Raw genomic sequence first — 21,299 nt, 5'->3', positions numbered from 1 at the left:
TCTGCCCTCTTGTCCCTTCTCGGAAAATAGAAAAGGGCCGAAGCTGTCCGCTTCGCCCCTGGCCGTCGTGTGTGTGCGACGGGATGCCGGGGGGCCCCGACCGGTGGGACGCGGCTGGCCGTCTCCGGCGAGCGCGGACACCGATGCCGATCGGGTCGCGGCACACCGCCCCAGCGCAGCCGCCAGCGACACCGCCGTGGCGACGGCGGCGCGGTCCAGCGGTGCGGCGGGATGCATCGGACCACCATAGGCGGGGCGGCACGGGAATCCAATGGCAAATCCCGGCGGTCGCCGCAGCAGACCCGCCCGTATGCGGACCAAAGCCGCTAAAGTGATAGATACCGCAGCTTGACCGGCACGCCCGCCGCGCCCTGGGGCGGTCGCCGTCCGCTGCCGCCGGTCCGCAGGAGGTGGTGGGATGTCCGAGGCGGTGCACCACTTCTTCGACGGGCTCGCCCGCAACGGCGGTCGCATGCTGCGCCAGGTCTGCGGCACGGTCCGCTTCGACCTGAGGTACCCCGACCATATCGACCACTGGCTGGTCACCATCGACCACGGGCGGGTGACGGTCTCCCGGGGTGACGCGGCCCCCGCCGACACCGTGATCGGCACCGACGAGGCGCTGTTCCTGCGGATGGCGCACGGCGAGGTCAAGCCGCTACCCGCCTGGCTGCGCAACGACTTCACCGCGGACGGCGAGTTCCGTTTCGTGATCATGCTGGAGCGGATCTTCGCTCCGCCACCGGGCGCCCGCCACCCCCGGGAGGTAGCCGGTGACGGAGCCCCGGCCCCGGCCCCGGAGCGGACCTGACGTGAAGAAGCTGGTCCGCATCCTCGACGGCAACGTCTTCGCGCTCAGCGAGGACAACGGCGACATGGCGTTCAGCCTCAGCAACCCCAGCGGCTTCTTCGCCTTCGACACCCGGTTCCTGTCCACCTGGCGGCTGAGCCTGGACGGAGAGCAGCTCAACCCGCTGGCCGTGCACGACCCCAGCTACTACGAGATCAGGTTCTTCCTGGTGCCCGGCCATCCGACCCACTACGTGGACGCCAAGGTGTCGGTGATCCGGGACCGGTGGATCTCGGGCTGCGGGTTCGTCGAGCAGTTGACCGTGCTCAACCACACCGGCGAGGCGGTCGACCACGTCCTGCGCGTCGAGGTGGACAGCGACTTCGCCCCGATCTACAACGTGGTCTGGCCGCGCGCCTCGGCGGTGCGCGGCTACCGCGAGGTGTCCGACGGCTGCCTGCGGCTGGGTTACCGGCGGGAGAAGTTCCATCGCCTCACCGACGTCTCGTCCAGCGAGCCCGCCGAGGTCGACGAGCGCGGGCTGACCTTCCGGATCCGGGTCGAGAGGCAGGGCAAGTGGAGCACGAGACTCCAGGTGACCGGTCTGGCCCCCAGCCCGAACGGCGAGGACATCCGGACCCGGCTCGGCCACCACGGGCACCAGAAGGGGGCGCGGCTGCGCCACGACCTGAGCGAGTGGCTGGCCGACGCACCCCAGCTCACCTGCGACTGGGAACCGATGGCCGTCACCTACCGGCGTGGTCTGGTGGACCTGGCCGGTCTGCGCTACACGCCGCTGGCCGCGCCGCGCGAGTCCATGCCGGCGGCCGGACTGCCCTGGTCGGCGACGATCATCGGCCGCGACAGCATCTTCACCTGCTTCCAGACGCTGCCCTTCGTGCCCCGCCTGGCCACCACCACGCTGCGCCTGCTCGCCCTGAACCAGGGCACGGTGCTCGACGACTTCCGGGACGAGGAGCCCGGGAAGATCCTCAACGAGTTCCGGTACGGCGAGATGGCGGCCTTCGAGGAACGCCCGCAGTCGCCGTACTTCGGCGGGGCGGACGTCACGCCGCTCTTCGTCGTCCTGCTCGACGAGTACGAACGCTGGACCGGTGACGGTGCGCTGGTCCGCGAGCTGGAGGACGCCGCCCGGGCCGCGTTGCGCTGGATCGACGAGTACGGCGACGTACGCGGCGACGGGTACATCTGGTATCAGCCGCGCAACGAGCGCAGCGGGGCGAAGAACCACTGCTGGAAGGACTCCCCGGAGGCGATCTGCTACCGCGACGGCCGGCTGCCCGGGCTGCCTCGCGCCACCTGCGAGTTGCAGGGCTACGCGTACGACGCGAAACGACGCGGCGCCCGGCTGGCCCGCGAGTTCTGGGGCGACCCGGCGTACGCCGACCGCCTGGAGCAGCAGGCGGCGGAGCTCAAGCAGCGGTTCAACCGCGACTTCTGGATCGACGACGGTGGGTACTTCGCGCTGGCGCTGGGCCCCGACGGCGACCGGGTGGACGCCCTGGCGTCGAACATGGGGCACCTGTTGTGGAGCGGCATCGCCGACGACGACAAGGCCGCAGCGGTCGCCGACCACCTGCTCGGGCCCCGGCTGTTCTCCGGCTGGGGAGTCCGGACGCTCGCCACCGAGCAGGTCAGCTACAACCCGCTCGGCTACCACGTCGGCACCGTGTGGCCGTTCGACAACTCGCTGATCGCGATGGGACTGCGCCGGTACGGCTTCCTCGCCGAGGCCGGCGTCATCGCGGAGAGCATCGTCGACGCGGCGCAGCACTTCGCCGGACGGGTACCGGAGTCGTTCGCCGGCTACGACCGGGACCTCACCCGCTTCCCGGTGCCGTACCCGGCGGCGAACAGCCCGCAGGCCTCCGCCACCGGCGCGATCTTCCTGTTGCTGCGGACCCTGCTCGGCCTGGAGCCGTACGGCGAGCACCTGGTGGTGCATCCGGCGATCCCGGAGCGGTTCGGCCGGATCGAGCTGCTCGACATCCCGGGTCGCTGGGGCCACAAGGACGCGATCGGCAACGCCCGCACGGGCGCGCCCTGAACGGACGGGGCCTCGGCGGGGACGGCGGCGGGGCAGGTGAGCGGCGCTCCGGCGGGTAACGTGCAGCGGCATGACCGGCCTGCCGTACTCGCACTGCTCGTACTGTGGTGCCGCCTACCCGGCGGACGCCGGGTGGCCCCGGATCTGCGCGGCCTGCGGCCAGACGGTCTGGCGCAACCCGTTGCCGGTGGCCGTGGCGCTGCTGCCGGTGCAGACCGCCGGCGGCCTCGGGCTGGTCGTCGTCCGGCGGGACATCGAGCCGGCGCGCGGCCTGCTCGCGCTCCCCGGCGGCTTCGTCGAACACGGCGAGGACTGGCGTGAGGCGCTGGTGCGGGAGTTGTGGGAGGAGACCTGGCTGCGCGCGGACGCGGCCGATGCCCGACTGGTCGCGGTGCACAGCGCCCCGGCCGGCGGCACCATGATGATCTTCGGTGAGCTGCCGGCCCGCCGGTCCGAGGAGCTTCCGCCGTCGGCGCCGACGGCGGAGGCCACCGAGTGGCTGGTGCTGACCGAGCCGACCGAGCTGGCGTTCTCCACCCACACCCGGGTACTGGCCGACTTCTTCGCCGACCGGCGCTGACGCCGCCCACCTCTGCGCGGATCAGCGCCGGGCGGTCGGCACCGGCGGGGTGGCGAACGGGATGCCGGTGGGCTGCGACACCGCCGGTGCGCCCGCCGGGTGGTGCCACAGCCCCCGTGCGCGCAGGATCGGCAGCACCCCCTCGCCGAACCAGTAGGCCTCCTCGACGTGCGGGTGCCCGGAGAGCACGAACTCGTCCAGGCCGAGCGCGTGGTACTCGGCGATCCGGTCGGCGACCTCGGTGTGGCTGCCCACCAGGGCGGTGCCCGCGCCGCCTCGGACCAGGCCGACGCCGGCCCACAGGTTCGGGCTGATCTCCAGGCCGTCCCGGGACCCGCCGTGCAGGTCGAGCATCCGCCGCTGCCCCTCGGACTCGCTGCGGCGCAGCCCCTCCTGCGCGGCGGTGATGTCGGCGTCGGCGATGCCGTCGAGCAACCGTCGGGCCTGCGTCCACGCCTCGTCGCTGGTGTCCCGGGAGATGACGTGCAGCCGGATGCCGAACCGGACGGTCCGGCCGGCCTCGGCGGCCAGCTTGCGGATCCAGTCCAGCTTGGCGGCGACCTGCGCCGGCGGCTCGCCCCAGGTCAGGTAGACGTCGCTGTGCCGGGCGGCGACCGGGCCGGCCGCCGCCGACGAGCCGCCGAAGTAGACGGGCGGGGCCGGCTCGGGCAGCCGGGCCAGGCGGGCCTGCTCGACGCGTACGTGAGCACCGGCGTGGTCGACCGTCTCACCGCGCCAGAGCGCCCGCACCACGTGCAGGAACTCGTCGGTACGCGCGTACCGGGCGTCCTTGTCCAGGAAGTCGCCGTACGCCCGTTGCTCGTGCGACTCGCCGCCGGTGACCACGTTGACCAGCAGCCGTCCCTCGGAGAGTCGCTGGAAGGTGGCGCCCATCTGCGCGGCGAGGGTCGGCGAGAGCAGGCCGGGCCGGAAGGCGACCAGGAACTTCAGCCGCTCGGTGACCTCGGTGAGCATGGCGGTGGTCAGCCAGGCGTCCTCGCACCAGGCCCCGGTCGGGGTGAGCGCGCCGACGAAGCCGAGTTGCTCCGCCGTGCGGGCGATCTGGCCGAGGTAGCCGATGGTGGGCGGGCGGGAGCCGCCGGCCCTTCCCGCCGACATGCCGTGCCCGCCGCCGACGATGTCCCGGCTGTCGCCGTACGTGGGCAGGAACCAGTGGAACGTCAACGACATGACTCGATCCTTCGGGCGCGCAGGGGTGGGTCCGGCCGTCCACTCCTGAGAGATGAGACGACCACGCGGACAGACTACCGATAAAACCTATCGGTTTAGTAGGCTGCTGCCGTCACGGACTCGTGTCGATGTCCGGCGATCCCCCTTCGCTGTGTCCAGGAGACCTCATGCGTACCCCTTCCCCACGTCGTGCCCGCACCGCGCTGCTCACGGCGCTCGCCCTGGTCGCCGCGGTCGGCCTCACCGCGTGCGGCGGGTCGGCCAGCGGTGACGACGACACTCCCCGACTGCGCATCGGCTACCAGCGGTTCGGCGGGCTGAGCCTGGTCAAGGCGCGCGGCGAGGCCGCAGACGCCGAGTGGTCGCTGTTCGAGAGCGGCCCGGCGCTGACCGAGGCGCTCAAGGCCGGATCGATCGACATCGGACAGACCGGTGAGGCACCCCCGATCTTCGCCGCCGCCGGCAAGATCCCGTTCTCCGTCATCGGGACCTCCGAGCCGATCCCGCAGGGCGAGGCGGTGCTGGTCAAGGAGGACTCCGGGATCCGCACCTTCGCCGACCTGAAGGGACGCACGGTCGCCCTGAACAAGGGCTCCAACGTGCACTGGCTGCTGGTGCGGCTGTTGGAGGCGAACAACCTGACGTTGCAGGACATCAACGTCAAGTACCTCAAGCCCGCCGAGGGGCGGCCCGCCTTCGACAACGGGCAGGTCGACGCCTGGGTGATCTGGGACCCGTACTTCGCCCTCGCCGAGCGCCCCGAGGTCCGGATCCTCGCCGACGCCACCGGCCTGGCCAGCAACCGCGAGTACGTGCTGGCCCACCCGGACGCGCTGGCGGACAAGTCCCCGCAGATCGAGTCGTTCCTGCGTACCTACCGGACGGTCACCGACTGGGGCATCGCCAACCCCGCCGAACGCGCCGCAGTGCTCGCCCCCGAGCTGAAGATCGCCGAGGACGTCACCAGCCGGGCCCTGGACCGCAGCGCCCGCTCCCTGGCCCCGGTCACCCCCGCCGTCGGCGACGAGTTGCAGGCCATCGCGGACGGCTTCGCCACGCTGGAACTCATCCCCGGCCCGGTCGACATCCGCTCCCGGATCGACGACCGTTTCAACGAGGTGTACCAGTGACCAGTTCGACCGCCTCGCACACCTCCCCGCCCACGTCGGGTGCCCCGCCCGCGTCGGGCGCGGCAGATCTCGGTACGTCACGGCCCCGCGAGGGGCGTCGACGTACCAAGATCTCGGGGATCGCCTGGTGGCGGCTGGCCAGTCCGGTGCTGCTGGTGGCCGGCTGGGAACTGGCCGCCCGGACCGGACTGCTCGCCCCGGAGAAGTTGCCCGCACCGAGCACCGTGCTGGCCACCGGTTGGCGTCTGGCCAGCGACGGCACCCTGCTGACCCACCTGCTCGACTCACTCAGCCGGGCCGGTGCCGGGCTGCTCATCGGCGGCGGGCTCGCCCTGCTCCTCGGCGCCGTCGCCGGGCTGCTGCGCCTCGGTGACGACCTGATCGATCCACCGGTGCAGATGGCCCGGATGCTGCCGCACCTCGGACTGGTACCGCTGCTGATCATCTGGGTCGGCATCGGTGAGTCGCTGAAGATCAGCCTGGTCGCCCTCGGCGCGTTCTTCCCGCTCTACTTCAACACCTACGCCGGCATCCGGGACATCGACGAACGACTGGTCGAGGCGGCCCGTACCTGCGGACTGGGTTCACTCGCCCGGCTGCGGCACGTGGTGCTGCCCGGCGCGCTGCCCGCCCTGTTCCTGGGGCTACGGCTGGCCATCGGCGCCGCCTGGCTCAGCCTAGTGGTCGGGGAACAGGTCAACGCGCAGACCGGCATCGGCTTCCTGATGATGGAGGCCCGCGAGTTCAGCCAGACCGACGTGGTGGTCCTCGGCCTGCTCGTCTACGCCCTGCTCGGGCTGCTCTCCGACGTGGCCATCCGCACCCTGGAAAGGAGGACGCTGTCATGGCGACGCGGACTTCGGGCAACCTGACCGCCGGGACGGCGGTGCTGACCGCGACCGGCGTACGCCGTGCCTTCGGCACCACCACCGTGCTGGCCGGCACCTCGCTGAGCATCGCGCCCGGCGAGGTCGTCGCCCTGCTCGGCGGCAGCGGCTCCGGCAAGAGCACCCTGCTGCGCGTACTCGCCGGCCTCGACGAGGAAGCCACCGGCGAGACCGTCCTGCGTGGCACCGCCGCGGTCGTCTTCCAGGAGCACCGGCTGCTGCCGTGGAAACGGGTCGCCGACAACGTCGCGCTCGGGCTCTCCGGTCCGGACGTGGCCGGCCGCGTCGACCGGGCACTGGCCGAGGTCGGTCTCGCCGACCGGCACCGCGCCTGGCCCGCCGAACTCTCCGGCGGCCAGGCACAGCGGGTCGCGGTGGCCCGAGCCCTGGTACGCGAACCCGACGTGCTGCTGCTCGACGAACCGTTCGGCGCGCTCGACGCGCTCACCCGGCTCCGGATGCAGGCGCTGCTGCGTCGGCTACGCACCGAACACGGCTTCGCCGCGCTGCTGGTCACCCACGACGTCGAGGAGGCACTACTGCTCGCCGACCGACTGCTCCTGCTGGAGTCCGGCGTCATCGCCAAGGAACTGGACGTACCCCTCGGCCCGACCCGGACTCCCGACGACCCGGCCTTCGGCGCACTACGCCGCCGCCTGCTCGAACGACTCGGCGTACCCACCTGAGGACACGAGTTTCGCCGCTCAGGCGGTGAGTCTGCCGCCCTTGACGCCCCGGACGAAGCCGGCCCACTGGTCGGTGCTGAACGACAGCACCGGCCCCTGCCGATCCTTGCTGTCCCGCACCGCGACCACGGCCGGGAGATTGGCGGCCACCTCGACACAGTTCCCGGTCGACCCCGACCGGGTGCTCTTGCGCCAGGTCAGGCGACTCGGGTTCATGCGGGTCCTCCTACTTGACCAACTCCTCGGCCAACGCGAGCAGCCTATCCCGAGTGGGCTTCGGTCCCAGAGCCACAGCTTGAAGCTGTTCATGAGCTGTGGCGTATGCAGAGATCACCGCGGGCCTGTCCAGATACAGCGCACCGGTGAGAGTGCCGACATACACCGTTGGCGCTCTACCTGGGTGCGTGCCTGGTGTCGGCCAGTCAGGACATGGGGTGGGCTCCGGCCGGGCTGCTGCATCGGCGGTTCCTCGGATGGCTGCCGTGACCATCGCGCCGCACGCCGGTGACCTGCTCCTGATCGGGCCGCAGGCCAGCGTGCAGTTTCGTCGGCCGATCCTGTTCCGCGTGATCCGGGTGTTCTTGACCTGGACCACGTACGACGGGTGGATCTGGTTGGAGGGATGTCAGATCGACATGCGGGGAGAGGCTGTCACCCGGCGGGCGGTCTTCGTGCAGACGGCCGGGCTGTGTAGCGCACCGACGCGCCTGCCGATTCAAGGACCGGGAAGAAGGACGATGCCCGGTACGGTGTGGACATGAGCGGGTGGGGACTCGTGCCGGGCCATCGGGGTTCGACTCTGGCGCTGCGTCAGGCTCGGCCACCGAGGCGACCTCTGCCCCGGTTCGTCGAAGGTCGCCGGTGATACTCACCCACGAGATCGCGCAGGGCGTCGCCGCCGGTCAGATCACTGTCGCCTACCGGCGCTGGATCCGGCCACGGGTGCGACCCGGCTCGACGTTCCACACGGTGGCCGGGATCGTACGCGTCGAGGCCGTCGACCGCGTCGAGCCCGAACAGCTCGACACGACCGCCGCGCGGGACGCCGGCTACGCCACACGGGACGCCCTGCTCTCGACCCTGCGCGGTGACGACGCCGATCCACTCTGGCGGATCACCCTGTCGTGGGCCGGGCCCGATCCCCGCACCGCGCTCGCCGAGAACCCGGTGCTCTCGCCATCCGACATCGCCGACCTCGACGCCGTGCTGGACCGGCTCGACGCCCGAACCCCGTGGGCCCGCGCCGCGCTGGACCGGATCGGCCGCCATCCGGGCATCACCGCGACGCGGCTCGCCGCCGAGCTGTCGATCGACAAGGACTCCCTGAAACGACGCCTCCGAACCCTCAAAGCACATGGCCTGACCCTCAGCCTGCCCTCCGGGTACGAACTCTCCGCTCGCGGCCACGCCTACCTGTCGGCCACCGGGCCTGCCTAGACCGACGGCCGGGAACCGGGGGAAGGTCCGGTTCCCGGCCGATCGCGCCTCAGCTCGTCGAGAAGCCGGCGAACAGCACCGAGGCGAGTCCCAGGGCGAGGACCAGGTTGAACACGGTGGCGGCGCCGAAGACCGCCACCGGTCGCCACCCGGCCTGCCGCAGCGCCGCCACCCGCACTTCCAGGCCGATGCTGACGAAGGCCAGGATGAAGAACCAGGTCCGCAGGTCGTTGACGATCGCGATGGTGGCCTTGCCGTCCGCACCGGCGGCGTCGAGGTACCAGGTGGCGATCACCGACGCGGCGACGAAACCGAGGACGAACTTCGGGAACCGGCGCCACAGCTCGCCGAGCCCCGGACGGGCCGCGCCGGCCCGGCGCTCGACGTGCAGCGCGAAGTACGCGGTCAGCGCCACCGCGACCACGCCCATCAGCGCGTTCTGGGTGACCTTGACGATGCTGGCGATCTGCAACGCCTCGTCACCGGCCAGCGCACCGGCGGCGGTGACGGCGGCGGTGGTGTCGATGTTGCCGCCGATCCAGGCCCCGGCCACCGCCGACTCCAACCCGAGCACGTCGGCCAGCCAGGGCAGCAGGAAGATTGACGGCAACGCGAAGACGATCACCAGGCTGGCCGTGTAGGCCAGTTGCTCCCGGCGGGCGCGGACCGCACCGGCGGCGGCGATGGCGGCGCTGACCCCGCAGATGGAGACGGCGGAGGCGAGCAGCGCGCGCAGCTTGTCGTCCAGACCGAGCCGCCCGGCGAGCCACCAGGTGAACAGGAACACGCCGCTGATCAGCAGGATCGCCTGGGCGATGGCCGGACCGGCGGCGCTGGCGATGACCGCGAGGTTGATCGACGCGCCGAGCAGCACCAGACCGGTCTTGATGAAGAACTCGGTGCGGAACGCGGCGGCGATGCGGTCCCGCAGCCCGGTCAGCGTCACCGCCACGTTGCCGAGCAGGCCCAGCAGGATGGCGTACACCGGGTATTCGATCGCCCCCGCGACGTCCTCGACCGCCGTGCCCTCGGCCCAGGTGGGCACGTTCTGTTCCAGGTAGCGGGTCAGCACGGCGAGGACGAGGACGACCAGCAGGCCGACGGCGGTCCAGGCCCAGAAGGAGCCGCCGGGCGGCGGTGTCGCGGCGGGCGGCAGGCCCGCCGGTCCGGCGGGTGCCGATTCGGCGTGTACGGGCGCACCGGTCGCGCCCGCTGCGGAGCCGTCCGTGGTGGCCGTCGAGCCGGTGGTGGTCCCGGGGTCGGCCGGGGCGGTGGAGGCCGACTCGGCGGGTGCGGCGGTGCCGGTCGCGGGTCGGCTGGCGTCGGTGGTCATCAGGGCACCAGCCCGGTGGGGATGACGCCGATCAGGACCAGCCCGAGCAGGGCCAGGCCGAGGAGGGTGGCGGCCCAGTCCTCGTTGATGGCGAACCGGCTCTCCGGCGTGGTGGGGGTGGGCGGTGGTTCGGGGGCACTCATGGGGGTTCCTCCGGGGGTGTGAGGGCACGGCGACGCCGAGGGCGTACGGACGCGTGGAGTGAGCGAATCCGCCGGGTGACACCGGCGGACGGACGCGACGTCGGGCTCGGGCCGGTCAGGCGCGGCCCGAGCCGGTACAGAGCTCCGAGGCGACCCGCATCAGGTCGACGACCCGGCGGGAGGTGAGTCGAGGATCGGTGACCACCGAACTATATTCCTACCGGCAAAGTAGGAATACAAGAGCTGTCCACGATCCGGGCGACGCGCATGTCCCTCGACGAGGGTCCGGGCCACGGCGACGGGTCGGCGCGGTGCCACGCCGGTCCCCTAGATGCGGGCGCGCACCGTCTCGACACCGTCACCGGTGAGGTCCGCGAGGTAGGCACGTCGGCCCGCGAGAACCATGACCAGCGCTTCCGTCGTTCCCCGGACGACCGGGCCGTCGCCGCTGCGGAACGGCCCGTCGGTCGCCTCCCACCGCAGGTCCTTCGCCACGTTGCGGCTGTTGACGGCGAAGTTCCTGGACACGAAGAACTCGGCGACCGTGGTGGCCGCCTCGACCGTCGGCCCGCCGGGCAGTCCGAGCGGGCGGCGGATGTCCTGGCCGTGCACGACGACCTCGCCCAGCCACGCGGCGGTGTGCCCCGACGGGGCGGTCGTGGCGGACACGGCGGCCCGGAACGTCGCCAGCGTGTCGGCGGGCGTGGCACCGAGTTGCTCGCGCAGGCGACGCCGGTTGTGCACGTCCGGGCGGAACCCGGCTGCGGCCATGCTGCGGATCCAGCGGAACGGAGTCATGCGCGCGGCCGAGGTCAGGTGGGCCAGCGTCTCCTCGACGCTCCAGGAGTCGCAGAGCGAGCGGGTGGCCCACTGCGCGTCGGTCAGATCAGCGAGATCGTCGGCCAGGTCGCCACGGGCGGCGACGATCTGGGCGGCGATGCGAGCGGAATCGCTGGAGTCGGCGGAGTTCATCGCTGAGCAGCTTAGAGCGCCCGACACGAGGCGGTGGAGGCGAGGCGGGTCCGCAACGACCTCGTACCTGGTGGGCCGAGGTGACCGGGCGCCCGGCCGCCGAGGCGTGGCCGGGCCCTGGACGGGTAGACGGGGCGACGCCGTGCCGCGCCGGCCGGCGGCCGGCCCGTCGGTTGCCGGGACAGCGTGATCTTCCGGGGGGCCGATGACGGACTGGCCGAGGACTTCGGACGACGTCGTGGAGCTGCGGGTGCACGGGGTGTCCGGCGCGGGCGCCGAACAGATCCTGGACCGCCCGCACAGCCACCAGGTCGCCGGGGACGGCAGCGGCGGCTTCTACCGCCCGCGACCCGGTTACCCCGACACCAGAGGGCCGGCCGGGGTCACGCTGGAGGCGTACCGGTGGAGCGACCTGCCGTCGGGCACCCTGGTCCGGACGTTGTCGCTGATGTTCCTGCTGCCCTTCATGCTGTGCAACGTCGCGATCTGGATGCGCCCGGCACACCGGGGTACCTCCGGCGCGGGGCTCAAGGCGGTGTGCCGGCTGCTCGCGCTCACCCTGACCATGCTGTACGTGCTCGGCGCCGTCGGCATGTCGGTCGACCTGCTCGCCTGGCGTTGCCTGCCGAACCCGTACTGCCTCCAGGATCGTCCCTGGCTGTCCTGGCTCGGCGGCCGACCCACCGGCGTGACGTTGGCGGTGTTCGGGCTGATTCCCGCCGCCGCGCTCGGCCTCGTCTGGCGGCTCGCGGCGCGCCCGGGGCGCAACTTCGACGCCTTCCAGACCCCCACCACCGCCTCCGGCCCGCACCATCTCAGCGCGGTCGGCCAGTGGGACAGCGCGCCGACGGTCGGCCGGCTGCGGTCGCTGCACGTGGCCGCAGGCTTCGGCACCCTCGCCCTCAGCGTGCTCGTCGCCCGGATCGACTCGGGCGCCTCGGCCGTCGTGGTCGCGTTGGCCGTGGTCACCGGTGTGGTCCTGGTGGGCTGCGTCGTGCTGCTCTGCGCCCACCCGCTGATCGACGCCCCGGTCGCGGACCGCCGGGTGGACCGGCTGACCGGCGGGCTGCGTACCGTGGCGTGTGCCCTGACCCCGTTGGTGCTGGTCACGGTGGCGCTCGATCCCGCACCCTGGCAACCGCGCACCGGCCTGCCCGGCTACGCCAGCATGGTCGGCGTCCTGATCCTCTCCCAGGCCGCGCTGCTGTTCGTACTCGGCACGGTGTCGCTGGCCCTGCGCCGTCGGGTTCGCGGCGCCGTGCCGACGTCGGACGGCCTCGACGACGGCGAGACGGGCGACGGACTCGACGGGGACGAGATCCGTCGCGGGCCCGGCCGCGACGGGCTCGGCGCCGGGCCGTTGCAGGGACTGGGCGCTCCGGTGATCGCGGCCGCCGCCACCGGGCTCGCCGTGGCGATCACCGCCGACCTCGTCTACCGGATCGCCGACCTGCTCAACCGGCGCGCCGCAGCCGACAACGAACGGGCGATCGGGCCGCCGCTGGGCTACAAGTGGGCCATCTTCGTGTTCCTCGTGGCGGCGGCGACCGTGCTGGTGGGGGCGGTCGTGATCACGCTGATCAGTCGCCTCGCGCGGCGGCGCACCGCCCGGGCCACCGTGGCGCGCGACTACCCCGACGCGCCACCGGCGGCGGGCTACCGTCTGCGCCAGGTCGAACGGACCATCGCCCGGGCCCGGTTCACCGAACGCCTGGAGATCCTCGCCGTGGTGTACGCCTGCGTCGTCGGCGCGGGCATGCCGACCAGCCTGCTCGGCATGCTCGACCTGGCACCGGGCACCGTCGTGCAGCGCCTCACCGGGATCCCGGCCGCCGCCACCGAGTTCGGCATCCAGGTGGGCAGCTTCCTGATCGCGGCGGTGGTGCTCGCCCTGCTGGTCGGTGGCATCTTCGCCTATCGCACGGCGGGATTCCGGCGGTACGTCGGCGTGCTGTGGGACCTGGGCACGTTCTGGCCCCGCGCGGCGCACCCGTTCGCCCCGCCCTGCTACGCCGAACGCGCCGTGCCGGAGCTGAGTCGGCGCATCACGTACCTCACCGAGCAGGGGCACGGCGTGCTGCTGGCCGGGCACAGTCACGGCGCGGTGCTGCTGGCCGCCACGATCCTCCAGTTGCCGCCGCAGGTGTGCGGACGGCTGGCCCTGCTGACGTACGGGTCGCCGCTGCGTCGGCTCTACGCGCGGTTGTTCCCGGCCTACGTCGACGAGGACGTGCTGTGCGAGGTGGGTCGCCGGGTCAACTGGCGTTGGGTCAACCTGTGGCGGGACACCGACCCGATCGGCGGCTGGGTCCTCTCGCCGCACCGGCCGGACCGGCGGCCGACGATGCCCGGTCCGGCCGGTGACGTCGACCGTCGACTGCGGGACCCGGTGGACGTGGTGCCGCCGCCGGGCGACAGCGTGCCGCCGCCGATCGTCGGCCACTGGCCGGGCGAGTCCGATCCCCGGTTCAGCGCGGCCGTGGCCGAGTTGGCCGCCCGGCTGCGGGCCCGGGAGCGGGCCCGCCACGCGACCACGGCCACCACCACACCGGAGAAGTCCACCGGACGGCGGCCGGTCGACGGGGCCGGGTGAGCCTGCGCGACCGGGGCGGCCAGGCACTATCCTTCGCCGGGTGGGCACCTCCGGTGGCAGCGAGCGGACGGTTGTCGCGTCAAACCGCAAGGCGCGGCACGACTACACGATCCTCAAGACGTACGAGGCGGGGATCGTGCTGGCCGGCACCGAGGTCAAGTCGCTGCGGGAGAAGCGGGTCTCGCTCGTCGACGCCTTCGCCCAGGAACTCGACGGCGAGATCATGTTGTACGGCCTGCACATCGCGGAGTACGGCTACGGCACCTGGACGAACCATGCGCCCCGGCGGACCCGGAAGCTGCTGCTGCGCCGGGTGGAGATCGAGCGCATCCTGGCGCAGACCCGCGAGGGCGGGATCACGTTGGTGCCGCTGTCGATGTACTTCTCGGGCGGCTGGGCCAAGGTCGAGCTGGCGCTGGCCAAGGGCCGCAAGGCGTACGACAAGCGGCAGGCGTTGGCCGCCCGGGACGCCGACCGGGAGATCGCCCGGGAGATGGGCCGTCGCCTGAAGGGGCGGACGGGCCGGTACGCCGAGGGGCGCGGGACCGGTCGGTGATCAGCCGGCGAGCAGGTGTTCGTGTGCCGCGCGCAGCCGGGCGAGCGCCGGGTCACCGCCGGCCGGAGCGCGTCGCTCCAGTTCCGCCCAGACCTCGGCGAGCGCGGTCGTCACCGCGCGCAGCTCGGCGGCGTGCCGACGGCCGCTCTGCTCCCGTTGGGCCTCCAGCCGGCGGGCCCAGCCGGCGGTGACCTCGGCGAGCCGGTCGGCGTCGGCGCGGGCCTGGGTGGCGGTGCGCACCGCGCCCGGCGGCACGATCGCGGCGACCGGCCGGGGATCGCCGTCGCGGGTGATCACGGTGACGGTGTCGGTCAGCTCCGCCATGGCGACGAGCTGACTCAGTCGGGTGCGCGCCTCGCGCAACGGCAGCGAGCGCGGCGGGACGGTGCCTGGGGTGAGGGCGGGGACAGCCATGAATACATGGTGTGTGCGGGGTACGACACTTTCCGCAACCGTCCATCAGGGAGCGTGCCGACCGGACGACCGCCGAACCCTGGACATCTACAGTAAACAATCTTAATAATTGTGCATCCGTCGATCGACGGCCCTCGTCCCCCGGGAGGTCCGGATGCGTCGCCCCACCCGACATCTACTGCTCACCGCCGTCGCCGCCCTGGCCACCGTCGCCGCCACCACGCTGGTGGCGGCCACCCCGGCCCAGGCCGCCGGTCCCACCGCCAGCTTCGTCAAGACCGCCGACTGGGGCACCGGCTGGGAGGGCAGGTACACCGTCACCAACGGCGGCAGCAGCACGATCACCTCCTGGCAGGTCGCCTTCACCCTGCCCGCCGGGACCACCCTGGGCTCCTTCTGGGACGCCACCGTCAGCAGCGCCGGTCAGCGGCACACCTTCACCAACCGGTCCTGGAACGGCACCCTCGCGCCCGGCGCCTCGGCCTCCTTCGGCTTCCTGGCCACCGGGCCCGGATCACCCACCGACTGCCTGGTCAACGGCGTGTCCTGCGGTGGCGGCACCCCGACCACCCCGCCGACCACGGCGCCACCCACCACACCGCCGCCCACCACGACACCGCCCAGCACCCCGCCGCCGACCACCGTGCCACCCACCACGCCACCGCCGACCACGCCACCGCCCGGTGGGCTGCCCCGACGGGCCCTGATCGGCTACCTGCACGCCAGCTTCGCCAACGGCTCCGGCTACCTGCGGATGGCCGACGTACCGGCCGACTGGGACGTCATCAACCTCGCCTTCGGCGAGCCCACCACGGTCACCTCCGGCGACATCCGGTTCCAGCTCTGCCCGGCCAGCGAGTGTCCGGGCGTGGAGAGCGAGGCCGAGTTCACCGCCGCGATCAGGGCCAAGCAGCAACAGGGCAAGAAGGTGCTGCTCTCCATCGGCGGGCAGAACGGGCAGGTCCAGCTCACCACCACCACCGCCCGGGACACCTTCGTCCGCTCGGTGTCGGCGATCGTCGACCGGTACGGCCTCGACGGGCTCGACATCGACTTCGAGGGCCACTCCCTGTACCTGAACCCCGGCGACACCGACTTCCGCAACCCGACCACCCCGGTCGTGGTGAACCTGATCTCGGCGATCCGTACGCTCACGCAGCGCTACGGGTCCGGCTTCCTGCTCACCATGGCGCCGGAGACGTTCTTCGTCCAGCTCGGTCACCAGTTCTACGGGCCGGGACCGTGGGGCGGGCAGGACGCGCGCGCCGGGTCGTACCTGCCGGTGATCCACGCGCTGCGGGACCGCCTGACCGTGTTGCACGTGCAGAACTACAACTCGGGCCCGATCGTCGGGCTGGACGGCCAATACCACACCATGGGCGGGGCCGACTTCCACATCGCGATGACCGACATGCTGCTCGCCGGCTTCCCGGTGGCCGGCAACCCGGACCGCGTCTTCCCCGCGCTGCGGGAGGACCAGGTCGCCTTCGGCGCGCCGTCGTCGGTCAGCGCGGGCAACGGCTACGTCGCCCCGGCCGGCGTCCAGGCGGCCGTCACCTGCCTGGTCCGGGGACAGAACTGCGGCGGTTACACGCCCCGCAGCGGCACCAACCCGAACTTCCGCGGCCTGATGACGTGGTCGATCAACTGGGACCGCTTCTACCAGTGGGAGTTCGGCCGCAACCACGGCCCGTTCCTCAAGGCCCTGCCCTGACCGGTGGCCACACACGGTGGTGGCCCCGAGCGCCGTTGCTCGGGGCCACCACCGGCCCGGGGGCCAGGCCGACGCTCAGCGCGTCGGTCGGTCCCGGCGGGACGGAAACTGCGCACCGGGCCGGGCCAGGCTCGACCGGGCGCGCAGCCCGACCGGATCGGGCGCGGTGACGGCGGCCGGTGCCGGCGCGGTGGCGGCCGGGTCGCGCAGGGAGTCCAGGTACGCCATCGCCGCCCGGTCCTCGTCGGTCGGGGCAGCGAGCAGGGCGTACACCAGGCCCACCACGCCGAAGATCACCAGCAGGACGATCGGCAGCAGCATGGTGCTGACCGTGGCCCCGGTCAGCTCGGTCCGCTGGTCGTGCAGGTGCACCGACATCGCGCTCATCCCGGTGAAGTGCATGCCGTTGACCGCCACACCCATCACCAGTGCCGAGCCGAAGATCGCCAGCCCGCGACGGACGGTGACCGCGAGCCAGAGCGCCACGGTGGCGGCAACCACCGCGATCACGATCGACGCCGCCACGCGCAGCGGGTCGTAGCCGATCCGGCCGTCCAGCTGCATCGCGGCCATGCCGCTGTAGTGCATCGCCGCCACACCGAGACCGGTGAACAGGCCACCGGCCAGGATGCGGACCGCGGACAGCCGGCCGGTGCCGACGATGGCCAGACCGATGCCGACCGCGATCACCGCCAGCAGGGCGCTGGCGACGGTGATCGGCACGTCGTACCGGATCCGCGAGCCGGTCACCGCGAAGCCGAGCATCGCCATGAAGTGCATCGTCCAGATCGCCGTGCCGCCGAGCGCCCACGCCGCGAGCGTCCCCCACCAGATCTTCTGCCCGGTGGACTGCGCGATCCTTATCCGGCCCGCGAAGATCAGGCCGAGGATGGAACCCAGCACGGACAGGGCGTAACTGATCCCCGGCGTGATCCATCCGTATTCAAAATGGTTGATTTCCGCCACAACGGGCTCCCCCCAGAGCTGCTACCAGCGCGTAGCGTCGCGCCGAAGACATGATCTGGGAGCACCCGAGCAGGCACAATAGGCGTTCGGGGACACTTCGTGGCGTGTTGTCGCGATCACTCAGCGATGCGTCGATTCCCGGCCGTCACACTCACGCGGGCGAATGGTAGGCCAGCACCCCTCGGTTGACGGCGGCGATCGCCTGCCGGGCCGTGGCCCGCAACTCGGTCGAGGCGCCACCCGAGTCGGCCAACTGCCCGAGCAGGTCCACCACCTGACGCGCCCACCGGACGAAGTCACCGGCCGGCATCTCGCCGTCGAACTCGTGCCCGCTGGACAGCACCTTCGCCAACGCCTCACCCCGAGCCCAGCGATAGACCGGCCAGGCGAAGCCCAGATCGGGCTCCCGGGTGACGGTCAGGCCCCGCGCCGCCTCGTCGGCCTCGATCTCGCTCCACAGCTTCAACGTGGCGTCGACCGACTCGGCGACCGCGCCACGCGGCAGCGACGCCCGCTCGTCGACGTCCCGACGCGCCTCGAAGACCACCACCGAGACCGCCGCCGCCAGCTCGGCCGGGGACAATCCGTCCCAGATCCCGCGCCGCAGGCACTCCGCCACCAGCAGGTCGGCCTCCGTCCAGATCCGCCCCAACATCCGCCCGGCATCGGTCACGCCGCCCTCGGCGGTCAGGTAGCCGCGCGCGGTGAGCAGAGCCACGATCCGGTCGAACGTACGCGCCAACGACCCCGTCCGGCCGGAGACCCGCTGCCGCAGCTCCTCGGTGTCCCGCTCCAGCCGACGGCGACGCTCCGCCCAGCGGGCGTGTTCCTCCCGCTCCGGGCAGGCGTGGCAGGGATGCCGCCGCATCTCGGTGCGGAGCTGGGTCAGCCGGTGGTCCTCCCCCGACTGTCGACCGCGCGCACCCCGCCGGGAGTGCCGGTCCAGGCCGGTGCCGCTGACCTGCGCCGCCAGGTCCCGTCGGGCGGCCGGGTTGCGGTGGTTGAAGTGCTTGGGCACCCGGATGCGCGCCAGCACCTCGGCCGGGGTGGTGAAGTCGCCGGGGCTGATCCGGCCCGCCCACCGGTCCTGCGTGAGCACCAACGGCCGGGGCTCGCTGAACCCACCGGCCGCCGGGTCGAGAACCACGGCCAGACCGGCCCGGCGCCCCGACGGCACCCGGATCACGTCACCCACCCGCAGGCGTTCCAGCGCCGCCACCGCCGCCGCCCGGCGCTGACTCTGCCCCTGGCGGGCGATCGCCCGTTCCCGGTCGGCGATGGCCACCCGCAGCGCGAAGTACTCGTCGAAGTCGCCGTGGTGGCAGGCCGCCTCCGCGCCGTACGCCTCGATGGTCTCGGTGTTGCGCTGCACCTGCCGGGCCAGGCCGACCACCGACCGGTCCGCCTGGAACTGCGCGAACGACGACTCCAGCAGCTCGCGGGCGGGTGCCGCGCCGACGCTGCCGACCAGGTTGACCGACATGTTGTAGGACGGTCGGAAGCTGGACCGCAGCGGGTACGTCCGGGTGGAGGCCAACCCCGCCACGTGCCGCGGATCGGTCTCCGGGGACCACACCACCACGGCGTGCCCCTCGACGTCGATGCCGCGCCGCCCGGCCCGCCCGGTGAGCTGCGTGTACTCCCCCGGGGTCAGGTCGACGTGGGCCTCGCCGTTGTACTTGACCAGGCGTTCCAGCACCACGCAGCGGGCCGGCATGTTGATGCCCAGGGCGAGCGTCTCGGTGGCGAAGACCGCCTTCACCAGCCCCCGGACGAACAGCTCCTCGACGACCTCCTTGAACGCCGGCAGCATGCCGGCGTGGTGGGCGGCCAGCCCACGCTCCAGACCGTCGAGCCACTCCCAGTAGCCCAGCACCGACAGGTCCTCGCCCGGAATGGCGGTGATCCGGGACTCCACCACCCGCCGGATCTCCGCGCGCTCCTCGGGCGAGGTGAGCCGCAGCCCGGCCGCCAGGCACTGCTGCACCGCCGCGTCGCAGCCGGCGCGGCTGAAGATGAACAGGATCGCCGGCAACAGGCCCTCGCGGTCCAGCCGATCCACGATGTCCGCCCGCAGCGGCCCGCGCCAGCGCGGTCCCCGCCGTCCGGCACCCGGCCCGGCGGAACGCCCCTCGCCCAGGTCGAGGCGGCGCACCGTGTCCCGGGTGTAACGCAGCAGCTCCGGGTGCACGTCGTGCTTGCGGGCGGCGTCCGCGTCGTGGAACAGGTCGAACATCCGCTTGCCGACCAGCATGTGCTGCCACAACGGCACCGGACGGTGTTCGCTGACCACCACCGTGGTCTCGCCGCGCACGGTGATCAGCCAGTCGGCGAACTCCTCGGCGTTGGACACGGTCGCCGACAGCGACACCAGCGTGACCGAGGCGGGCAGGTGGATGATGACCTCCTCCCACACACCGCCCCGGAACCGGTCGGCCAGGTAGTGGACCTCGTCCATCACCACGTATGCGAGGCCCTGGAGGGTGCTCGACCCGGCGTAGAGCATGTTGCGCAGCACCTCGGTGGTCATCACCACCACGGGCGCGTCACCGTTGATGGCGTTGTCGCCGGTCAGCAGCCCGACCTGCTCGGCACCGTAGCGGTCGACCAGGTCGTGGTACTTCTGGTTGGACAGCGCCTTGATCGGCGTGGTGTAGAAGCACTTGCGCCGGGCGCCGTCGGCCGGCGCCGGCTGCCCCGGGGCACCCCGCAGCGCCAGGTGTACGGCGAACTCCCCGACCACGGTCTTGCCGGCCCCGGTCGGGGCGCACACCAGCACCCCGCTGCCCCGCTCCAGCGCCTGGCACGACTCGCGCTGGAAGTCGTCGAGGTCGAACCCGAGATCGGCGGTGAACTCTTCCAGCGCCGGGAACTGTGAGGCCTGGGCGGCCCGGCGACGTGCCGCGGCGTACCGCTCGGCGGGGCTCGACATGTCACCAAGATTAGTGCGTGCCACCGACGGCCACCCGACAAGGCCGTCCGGCAGGGCGGTCCGGGTGGGTCGGTAGGGTGCACGTCGTGCCGGATCATCCCGAACCGACCGACGCCCTCCCCAGCGTCGACCACACCCGCCGCGAGCCGTCCCGCCGGCCCGTACGAGCCGTGCTGCTCGACTTCCACGGCACGCTCGCGCAGGTGGAGGAGCCCCGGGAGTGGGTGCTGGCCGCCGCGGCGGCGTGCGGTGTGACGCTGGACCGGATGCGGGCCACCTCGCTGGCCGACCGACTGCTCACCGCCGGCCGGGCCGGTGGACCGCTGCCCGGCCGGGTGCCGCCCCGACTGGCCGAGCTCTGGGCCGACCGTGACCTCTACGAGCACGCCCACCGGGGCGCGTACACCGGGCTGGCCGCCACGGTCGACGCCGGGATCGACGGGTTCGCCGACGCCCTCTACGAGCGCGTGCTGGTGCCGGAGGGCTGGGTGCCGTACCCGGACACCGCCCCGACGCTGGCCGGGCTGCGGACGGCCGGCGTACGCGTGGGCGTGGTCAGCAACATCGGCTTCGACCTACGGCCCATCTTCGACGCCTGGGGCCTCACCGACCTGGTCGACGCGTTCGTGCTCTCCTACGAGGTGGGCCGCTGCAAGCCCGACCCGGCGATCTTCTGGCGCGCCTGCGGGATGCTCGGCGTCGACCCGGAGGAGTCCCTGATGGTCGGCGACACCCCCGCCGACGCCGGAGCCGTAGCCGCCGGATGCGCCGTGCTGGTCCTACCCCCCGCCGACCCAGGCCGCCCCAACGGCCTCGGCTCCGTCCTGGACCTCCTCCCCCACCCCTAACCCCCACCCCACCCCTGCCCCCTCCCCGCCGGGGGTCCGGTTGATCAAGGAGTTTGCGT

The 21,299-nt window shown here is 72.4% G+C and carries 21 protein-coding genes; 12 read left to right on the top strand and 9 right to left on the bottom strand.

Annotated elements, in window-relative coordinates; translation table 11 throughout:
* Positions 1 to 418 precede the first annotated feature (418 nt).
* From ACWDVW_RS05415 to ACWDVW_RS05405, 3 genes are all read left to right on the top strand, one after another.
* A complete protein-coding gene (locus tag ACWDVW_RS05415; RefSeq protein ID WP_449945146.1) occupies positions 419 to 811 on the top strand; it encodes an SCP2 sterol-binding domain-containing protein in 393 nt (130 codons plus the stop codon).
* A 1-nt stretch (position 812) separates the two neighbouring features.
* A complete protein-coding gene (locus ACWDVW_RS05410; RefSeq protein WP_449945143.1) occupies positions 813 to 2,858 on the top strand; it encodes an amylo-alpha-1,6-glucosidase in 2,046 nt (681 codons plus the stop codon).
* A 70-nt stretch (positions 2,859 to 2,928) separates the two neighbouring features.
* Complete coding sequence (locus tag ACWDVW_RS05405; protein WP_449945140.1) at positions 2,929 to 3,438, top strand: NUDIX domain-containing protein; 510 nt, start codon at positions 2,929 to 2,931, stop codon at positions 3,436 to 3,438.
* A gap of 21 nt (positions 3,439 to 3,459) precedes the next feature.
* Here the strand turns inward: ACWDVW_RS05405 and ACWDVW_RS05400 are convergent, their stop codons facing one another.
* On the bottom strand, positions 3,460 to 4,629 hold the full coding sequence (locus ACWDVW_RS05400; RefSeq protein ID WP_449945137.1) for an LLM class flavin-dependent oxidoreductase: 1,170 nt from the start codon (positions 4,627 to 4,629) through the stop codon (positions 3,460 to 3,462).
* Between the two features lie 167 nt (positions 4,630 to 4,796).
* Between ACWDVW_RS05400 and ACWDVW_RS05395 the strand changes: the two genes are divergently transcribed.
* Genes ACWDVW_RS05395 through ACWDVW_RS05385 form a run of 3 tightly spaced genes read left to right on the top strand, consistent with a single transcriptional unit; the run spans position 4,797 to position 7,332 of the window.
* Entirely contained in the window at positions 4,797 to 5,759 is a 963-nt protein-coding gene (locus ACWDVW_RS05395) for an aliphatic sulfonate ABC transporter substrate-binding protein (RefSeq protein WP_449945134.1), read from the top strand.
* On the top strand, positions 5,756 to 6,631 hold the full coding sequence (locus ACWDVW_RS05390; RefSeq protein WP_449945131.1) for an ABC transporter permease: 876 nt from the start codon (positions 5,756 to 5,758) through the stop codon (positions 6,629 to 6,631). The genes ACWDVW_RS05395 and ACWDVW_RS05390 overlap by 4 nt, the downstream gene beginning before the upstream one ends.
* Positions 6,604 to 7,332 carry an ABC transporter ATP-binding protein gene (locus tag ACWDVW_RS05385; RefSeq protein ID WP_449945128.1) on the top strand — a complete coding sequence of 243 codons (729 nt, stop codon included), beginning with the start codon at positions 6,604 to 6,606 and terminating at the stop codon, positions 7,330 to 7,332. Before ACWDVW_RS05390 ends, ACWDVW_RS05385 begins: the two co-directional genes overlap by 28 nt.
* Positions 7,333 to 7,350: 18 nt before the next feature.
* Here ACWDVW_RS05385 and ACWDVW_RS05380 read toward each other — a convergent pair whose 3' ends face one another.
* Together ACWDVW_RS05380 and ACWDVW_RS05375 are read right to left on the bottom strand one after the other, a co-directional pair.
* Positions 7,351 to 7,548: a DUF397 domain-containing protein gene (locus ACWDVW_RS05380; RefSeq protein ID WP_449945125.1), complete on the bottom strand. Its 198-nt coding sequence runs from the start codon at positions 7,546 to 7,548 to the stop codon at positions 7,351 to 7,353.
* Positions 7,549 to 7,558: 10 nt separating this feature from the next.
* Positions 7,559 to 7,822: a Scr1 family TA system antitoxin-like transcriptional regulator gene (locus tag ACWDVW_RS05375; RefSeq protein ID WP_449945122.1), complete on the bottom strand. Its 264-nt coding sequence runs from the start codon at positions 7,820 to 7,822 to the stop codon at positions 7,559 to 7,561.
* Here ACWDVW_RS05375 and ACWDVW_RS05370 point away from each other — a divergent pair.
* Entirely contained in the window at positions 7,806 to 8,093 is a 288-nt protein-coding gene (locus ACWDVW_RS05370; RefSeq protein WP_449945120.1) for a hypothetical protein, read from the top strand. The two genes, ACWDVW_RS05375 and ACWDVW_RS05370, sit on opposite strands and share 17 nt — an antisense overlap.
* Before the next feature lie 100 nt (positions 8,094 to 8,193).
* A complete protein-coding gene (locus ACWDVW_RS05365) occupies positions 8,194 to 8,769 on the top strand; it encodes a MarR family transcriptional regulator (protein WP_449945117.1) in 576 nt (191 codons plus the stop codon).
* Positions 8,770 to 8,818: 49 nt separating this feature from the next.
* Here the strand turns inward: ACWDVW_RS05365 and ACWDVW_RS05360 are convergent, their stop codons facing one another.
* The 3 genes from ACWDVW_RS05360 to ACWDVW_RS05350 form a co-directional block, all read right to left on the bottom strand.
* Positions 8,819 to 10,102: a YeiH family protein gene (locus ACWDVW_RS05360; RefSeq protein WP_449945114.1), complete on the bottom strand. Its 1,284-nt coding sequence runs from the start codon at positions 10,100 to 10,102 to the stop codon at positions 8,819 to 8,821.
* On the bottom strand, positions 10,102 to 10,245 hold the full coding sequence (locus ACWDVW_RS05355) for a hypothetical protein (protein WP_449945111.1): 144 nt from the start codon (positions 10,243 to 10,245) through the stop codon (positions 10,102 to 10,104). Before ACWDVW_RS05355 ends, ACWDVW_RS05360 begins: the two co-directional genes overlap by 1 nt.
* 327 nt (positions 10,246 to 10,572) lie before the next feature.
* Complete coding sequence (locus tag ACWDVW_RS05350) at positions 10,573 to 11,217, bottom strand: maleylpyruvate isomerase family mycothiol-dependent enzyme (protein WP_449945110.1); 645 nt, start codon at positions 11,215 to 11,217, stop codon at positions 10,573 to 10,575.
* Positions 11,218 to 11,422: 205 nt separating this feature from the next.
* On the opposite strand from ACWDVW_RS05350, the gene ACWDVW_RS05345 reads away from it, so the two are divergent.
* Together ACWDVW_RS05345 and smpB are read left to right on the top strand one after the other, a co-directional pair.
* Positions 11,423 to 13,810, top strand: coding sequence for a hypothetical protein (locus ACWDVW_RS05345; protein ID WP_449945107.1), 2,388 nt, complete (start codon positions 11,423 to 11,425; stop codon positions 13,808 to 13,810).
* 40 nt (positions 13,811 to 13,850) lie between these two features.
* The gene (smpB, locus tag ACWDVW_RS05340) at positions 13,851 to 14,366 is read left to right on the top strand and encodes an SsrA-binding protein SmpB (RefSeq protein WP_350694774.1); all 516 of its coding nucleotides are present in this window, start codon (positions 13,851 to 13,853) and stop codon (positions 14,364 to 14,366) included.
* On the opposite strand, the gene ACWDVW_RS05335 is transcribed toward smpB, so the two are convergent.
* Positions 14,367 to 14,780: a type II toxin-antitoxin system Phd/YefM family antitoxin gene (locus ACWDVW_RS05335; protein WP_449945104.1), complete on the bottom strand. Its 414-nt coding sequence runs from the start codon at positions 14,778 to 14,780 to the stop codon at positions 14,367 to 14,369. It lies immediately after the preceding gene.
* Between the two features lie 154 nt (positions 14,781 to 14,934).
* On the opposite strand from ACWDVW_RS05335, the gene ACWDVW_RS05330 reads away from it, so the two are divergent.
* Positions 14,935 to 16,494 (top strand): chitinase, encoded by a 1,560-nt coding sequence (locus ACWDVW_RS05330; protein ID WP_449945102.1) that lies wholly within the window; start codon positions 14,935 to 14,937, stop codon positions 16,492 to 16,494.
* Positions 16,495 to 16,569: 75 nt separating this feature from the next.
* Here ACWDVW_RS05330 and ACWDVW_RS05325 read toward each other — a convergent pair whose 3' ends face one another.
* Both ACWDVW_RS05325 and ACWDVW_RS05320 read right to left on the bottom strand, forming a co-directional pair.
* Entirely contained in the window at positions 16,570 to 17,460 is an 891-nt protein-coding gene (locus ACWDVW_RS05325; RefSeq protein WP_449945099.1) for an MHYT domain-containing protein, read from the bottom strand.
* Positions 17,461 to 17,611: 151 nt separating this feature from the next.
* Positions 17,612 to 20,392: a DEAD/DEAH box helicase gene (locus tag ACWDVW_RS05320; RefSeq protein WP_449945096.1), complete on the bottom strand. Its 2,781-nt coding sequence runs from the start codon at positions 20,390 to 20,392 to the stop codon at positions 17,612 to 17,614.
* A gap of 86 nt (positions 20,393 to 20,478) precedes the next feature.
* On the opposite strand from ACWDVW_RS05320, the gene ACWDVW_RS05315 reads away from it, so the two are divergent.
* Entirely contained in the window at positions 20,479 to 21,240 is a 762-nt protein-coding gene (locus ACWDVW_RS05315) for an HAD family hydrolase (RefSeq protein ID WP_449945093.1), read from the top strand.
* Positions 21,241 to 21,299 lie beyond the last annotated feature (59 nt).

It is taken from the genome of Micromonospora sp. NPDC003241, assembly GCF_053589795.1.
The sequence above is the reverse complement of the archived record's forward strand: the minus strand, read 5'-3'. Positions and strand labels throughout refer to the sequence as shown.

Excerpts from the sequence above, each read along its gene's own strand:
- ACWDVW_RS05380 (WP_449945125.1), bottom strand. The coding sequence starts at position 7,548 with ATGAACCCGAGTCGCCTGACCTGGCGCAAGAGCACCCGGTCGGGGTCG.
- ACWDVW_RS05400 (WP_449945137.1), bottom strand. The coding sequence starts at position 4,629 with ATGTCGTTGACGTTCCACTGGTTCCTGCCCACGTACGGCGACAGCCGG.
- ACWDVW_RS05415 (WP_449945146.1), top strand. The coding sequence starts at position 419 with ATGTCCGAGGCGGTGCACCACTTCTTCGACGGGCTCGCCCGCAACGGC.
- ACWDVW_RS05375 (WP_449945122.1), bottom strand. The coding sequence starts at position 7,822 with ATGGTCACGGCAGCCATCCGAGGAACCGCCGATGCAGCAGCCCGGCCG.
- ACWDVW_RS05320 (WP_449945096.1), bottom strand. The coding sequence starts at position 20,392 with ATGTCGAGCCCCGCCGAGCGGTACGCCGCGGCACGTCGCCGGGCCGCC.
- ACWDVW_RS05345 (WP_449945107.1), top strand. The coding sequence starts at position 11,423 with ATGACGGACTGGCCGAGGACTTCGGACGACGTCGTGGAGCTGCGGGTG.
- ACWDVW_RS05395 (WP_449945134.1), top strand. The coding sequence starts at position 4,797 with ATGCGTACCCCTTCCCCACGTCGTGCCCGCACCGCGCTGCTCACGGCG.
- ACWDVW_RS05350 (WP_449945110.1), bottom strand. The coding sequence starts at position 11,217 with ATGAACTCCGCCGACTCCAGCGATTCCGCTCGCATCGCCGCCCAGATC.
- ACWDVW_RS05385 (WP_449945128.1), top strand. The coding sequence starts at position 6,604 with ATGGCGACGCGGACTTCGGGCAACCTGACCGCCGGGACGGCGGTGCTG.
- ACWDVW_RS05355 (WP_449945111.1), bottom strand. The coding sequence starts at position 10,245 with ATGAGTGCCCCCGAACCACCGCCCACCCCCACCACGCCGGAGAGCCGG.
- ACWDVW_RS05360 (WP_449945114.1), bottom strand. The coding sequence starts at position 10,102 with ATGACCACCGACGCCAGCCGACCCGCGACCGGCACCGCCGCACCCGCC.
- ACWDVW_RS05370 (WP_449945120.1), top strand. The coding sequence starts at position 7,806 with ATGGCTGCCGTGACCATCGCGCCGCACGCCGGTGACCTGCTCCTGATC.
- ACWDVW_RS05335 (WP_449945104.1), bottom strand. The coding sequence starts at position 14,780 with ATGGCTGTCCCCGCCCTCACCCCAGGCACCGTCCCGCCGCGCTCGCTG.
- ACWDVW_RS05330 (WP_449945102.1), top strand. The coding sequence starts at position 14,935 with ATGCGTCGCCCCACCCGACATCTACTGCTCACCGCCGTCGCCGCCCTG.
- ACWDVW_RS05405 (WP_449945140.1), top strand. The coding sequence starts at position 2,929 with ATGACCGGCCTGCCGTACTCGCACTGCTCGTACTGTGGTGCCGCCTAC.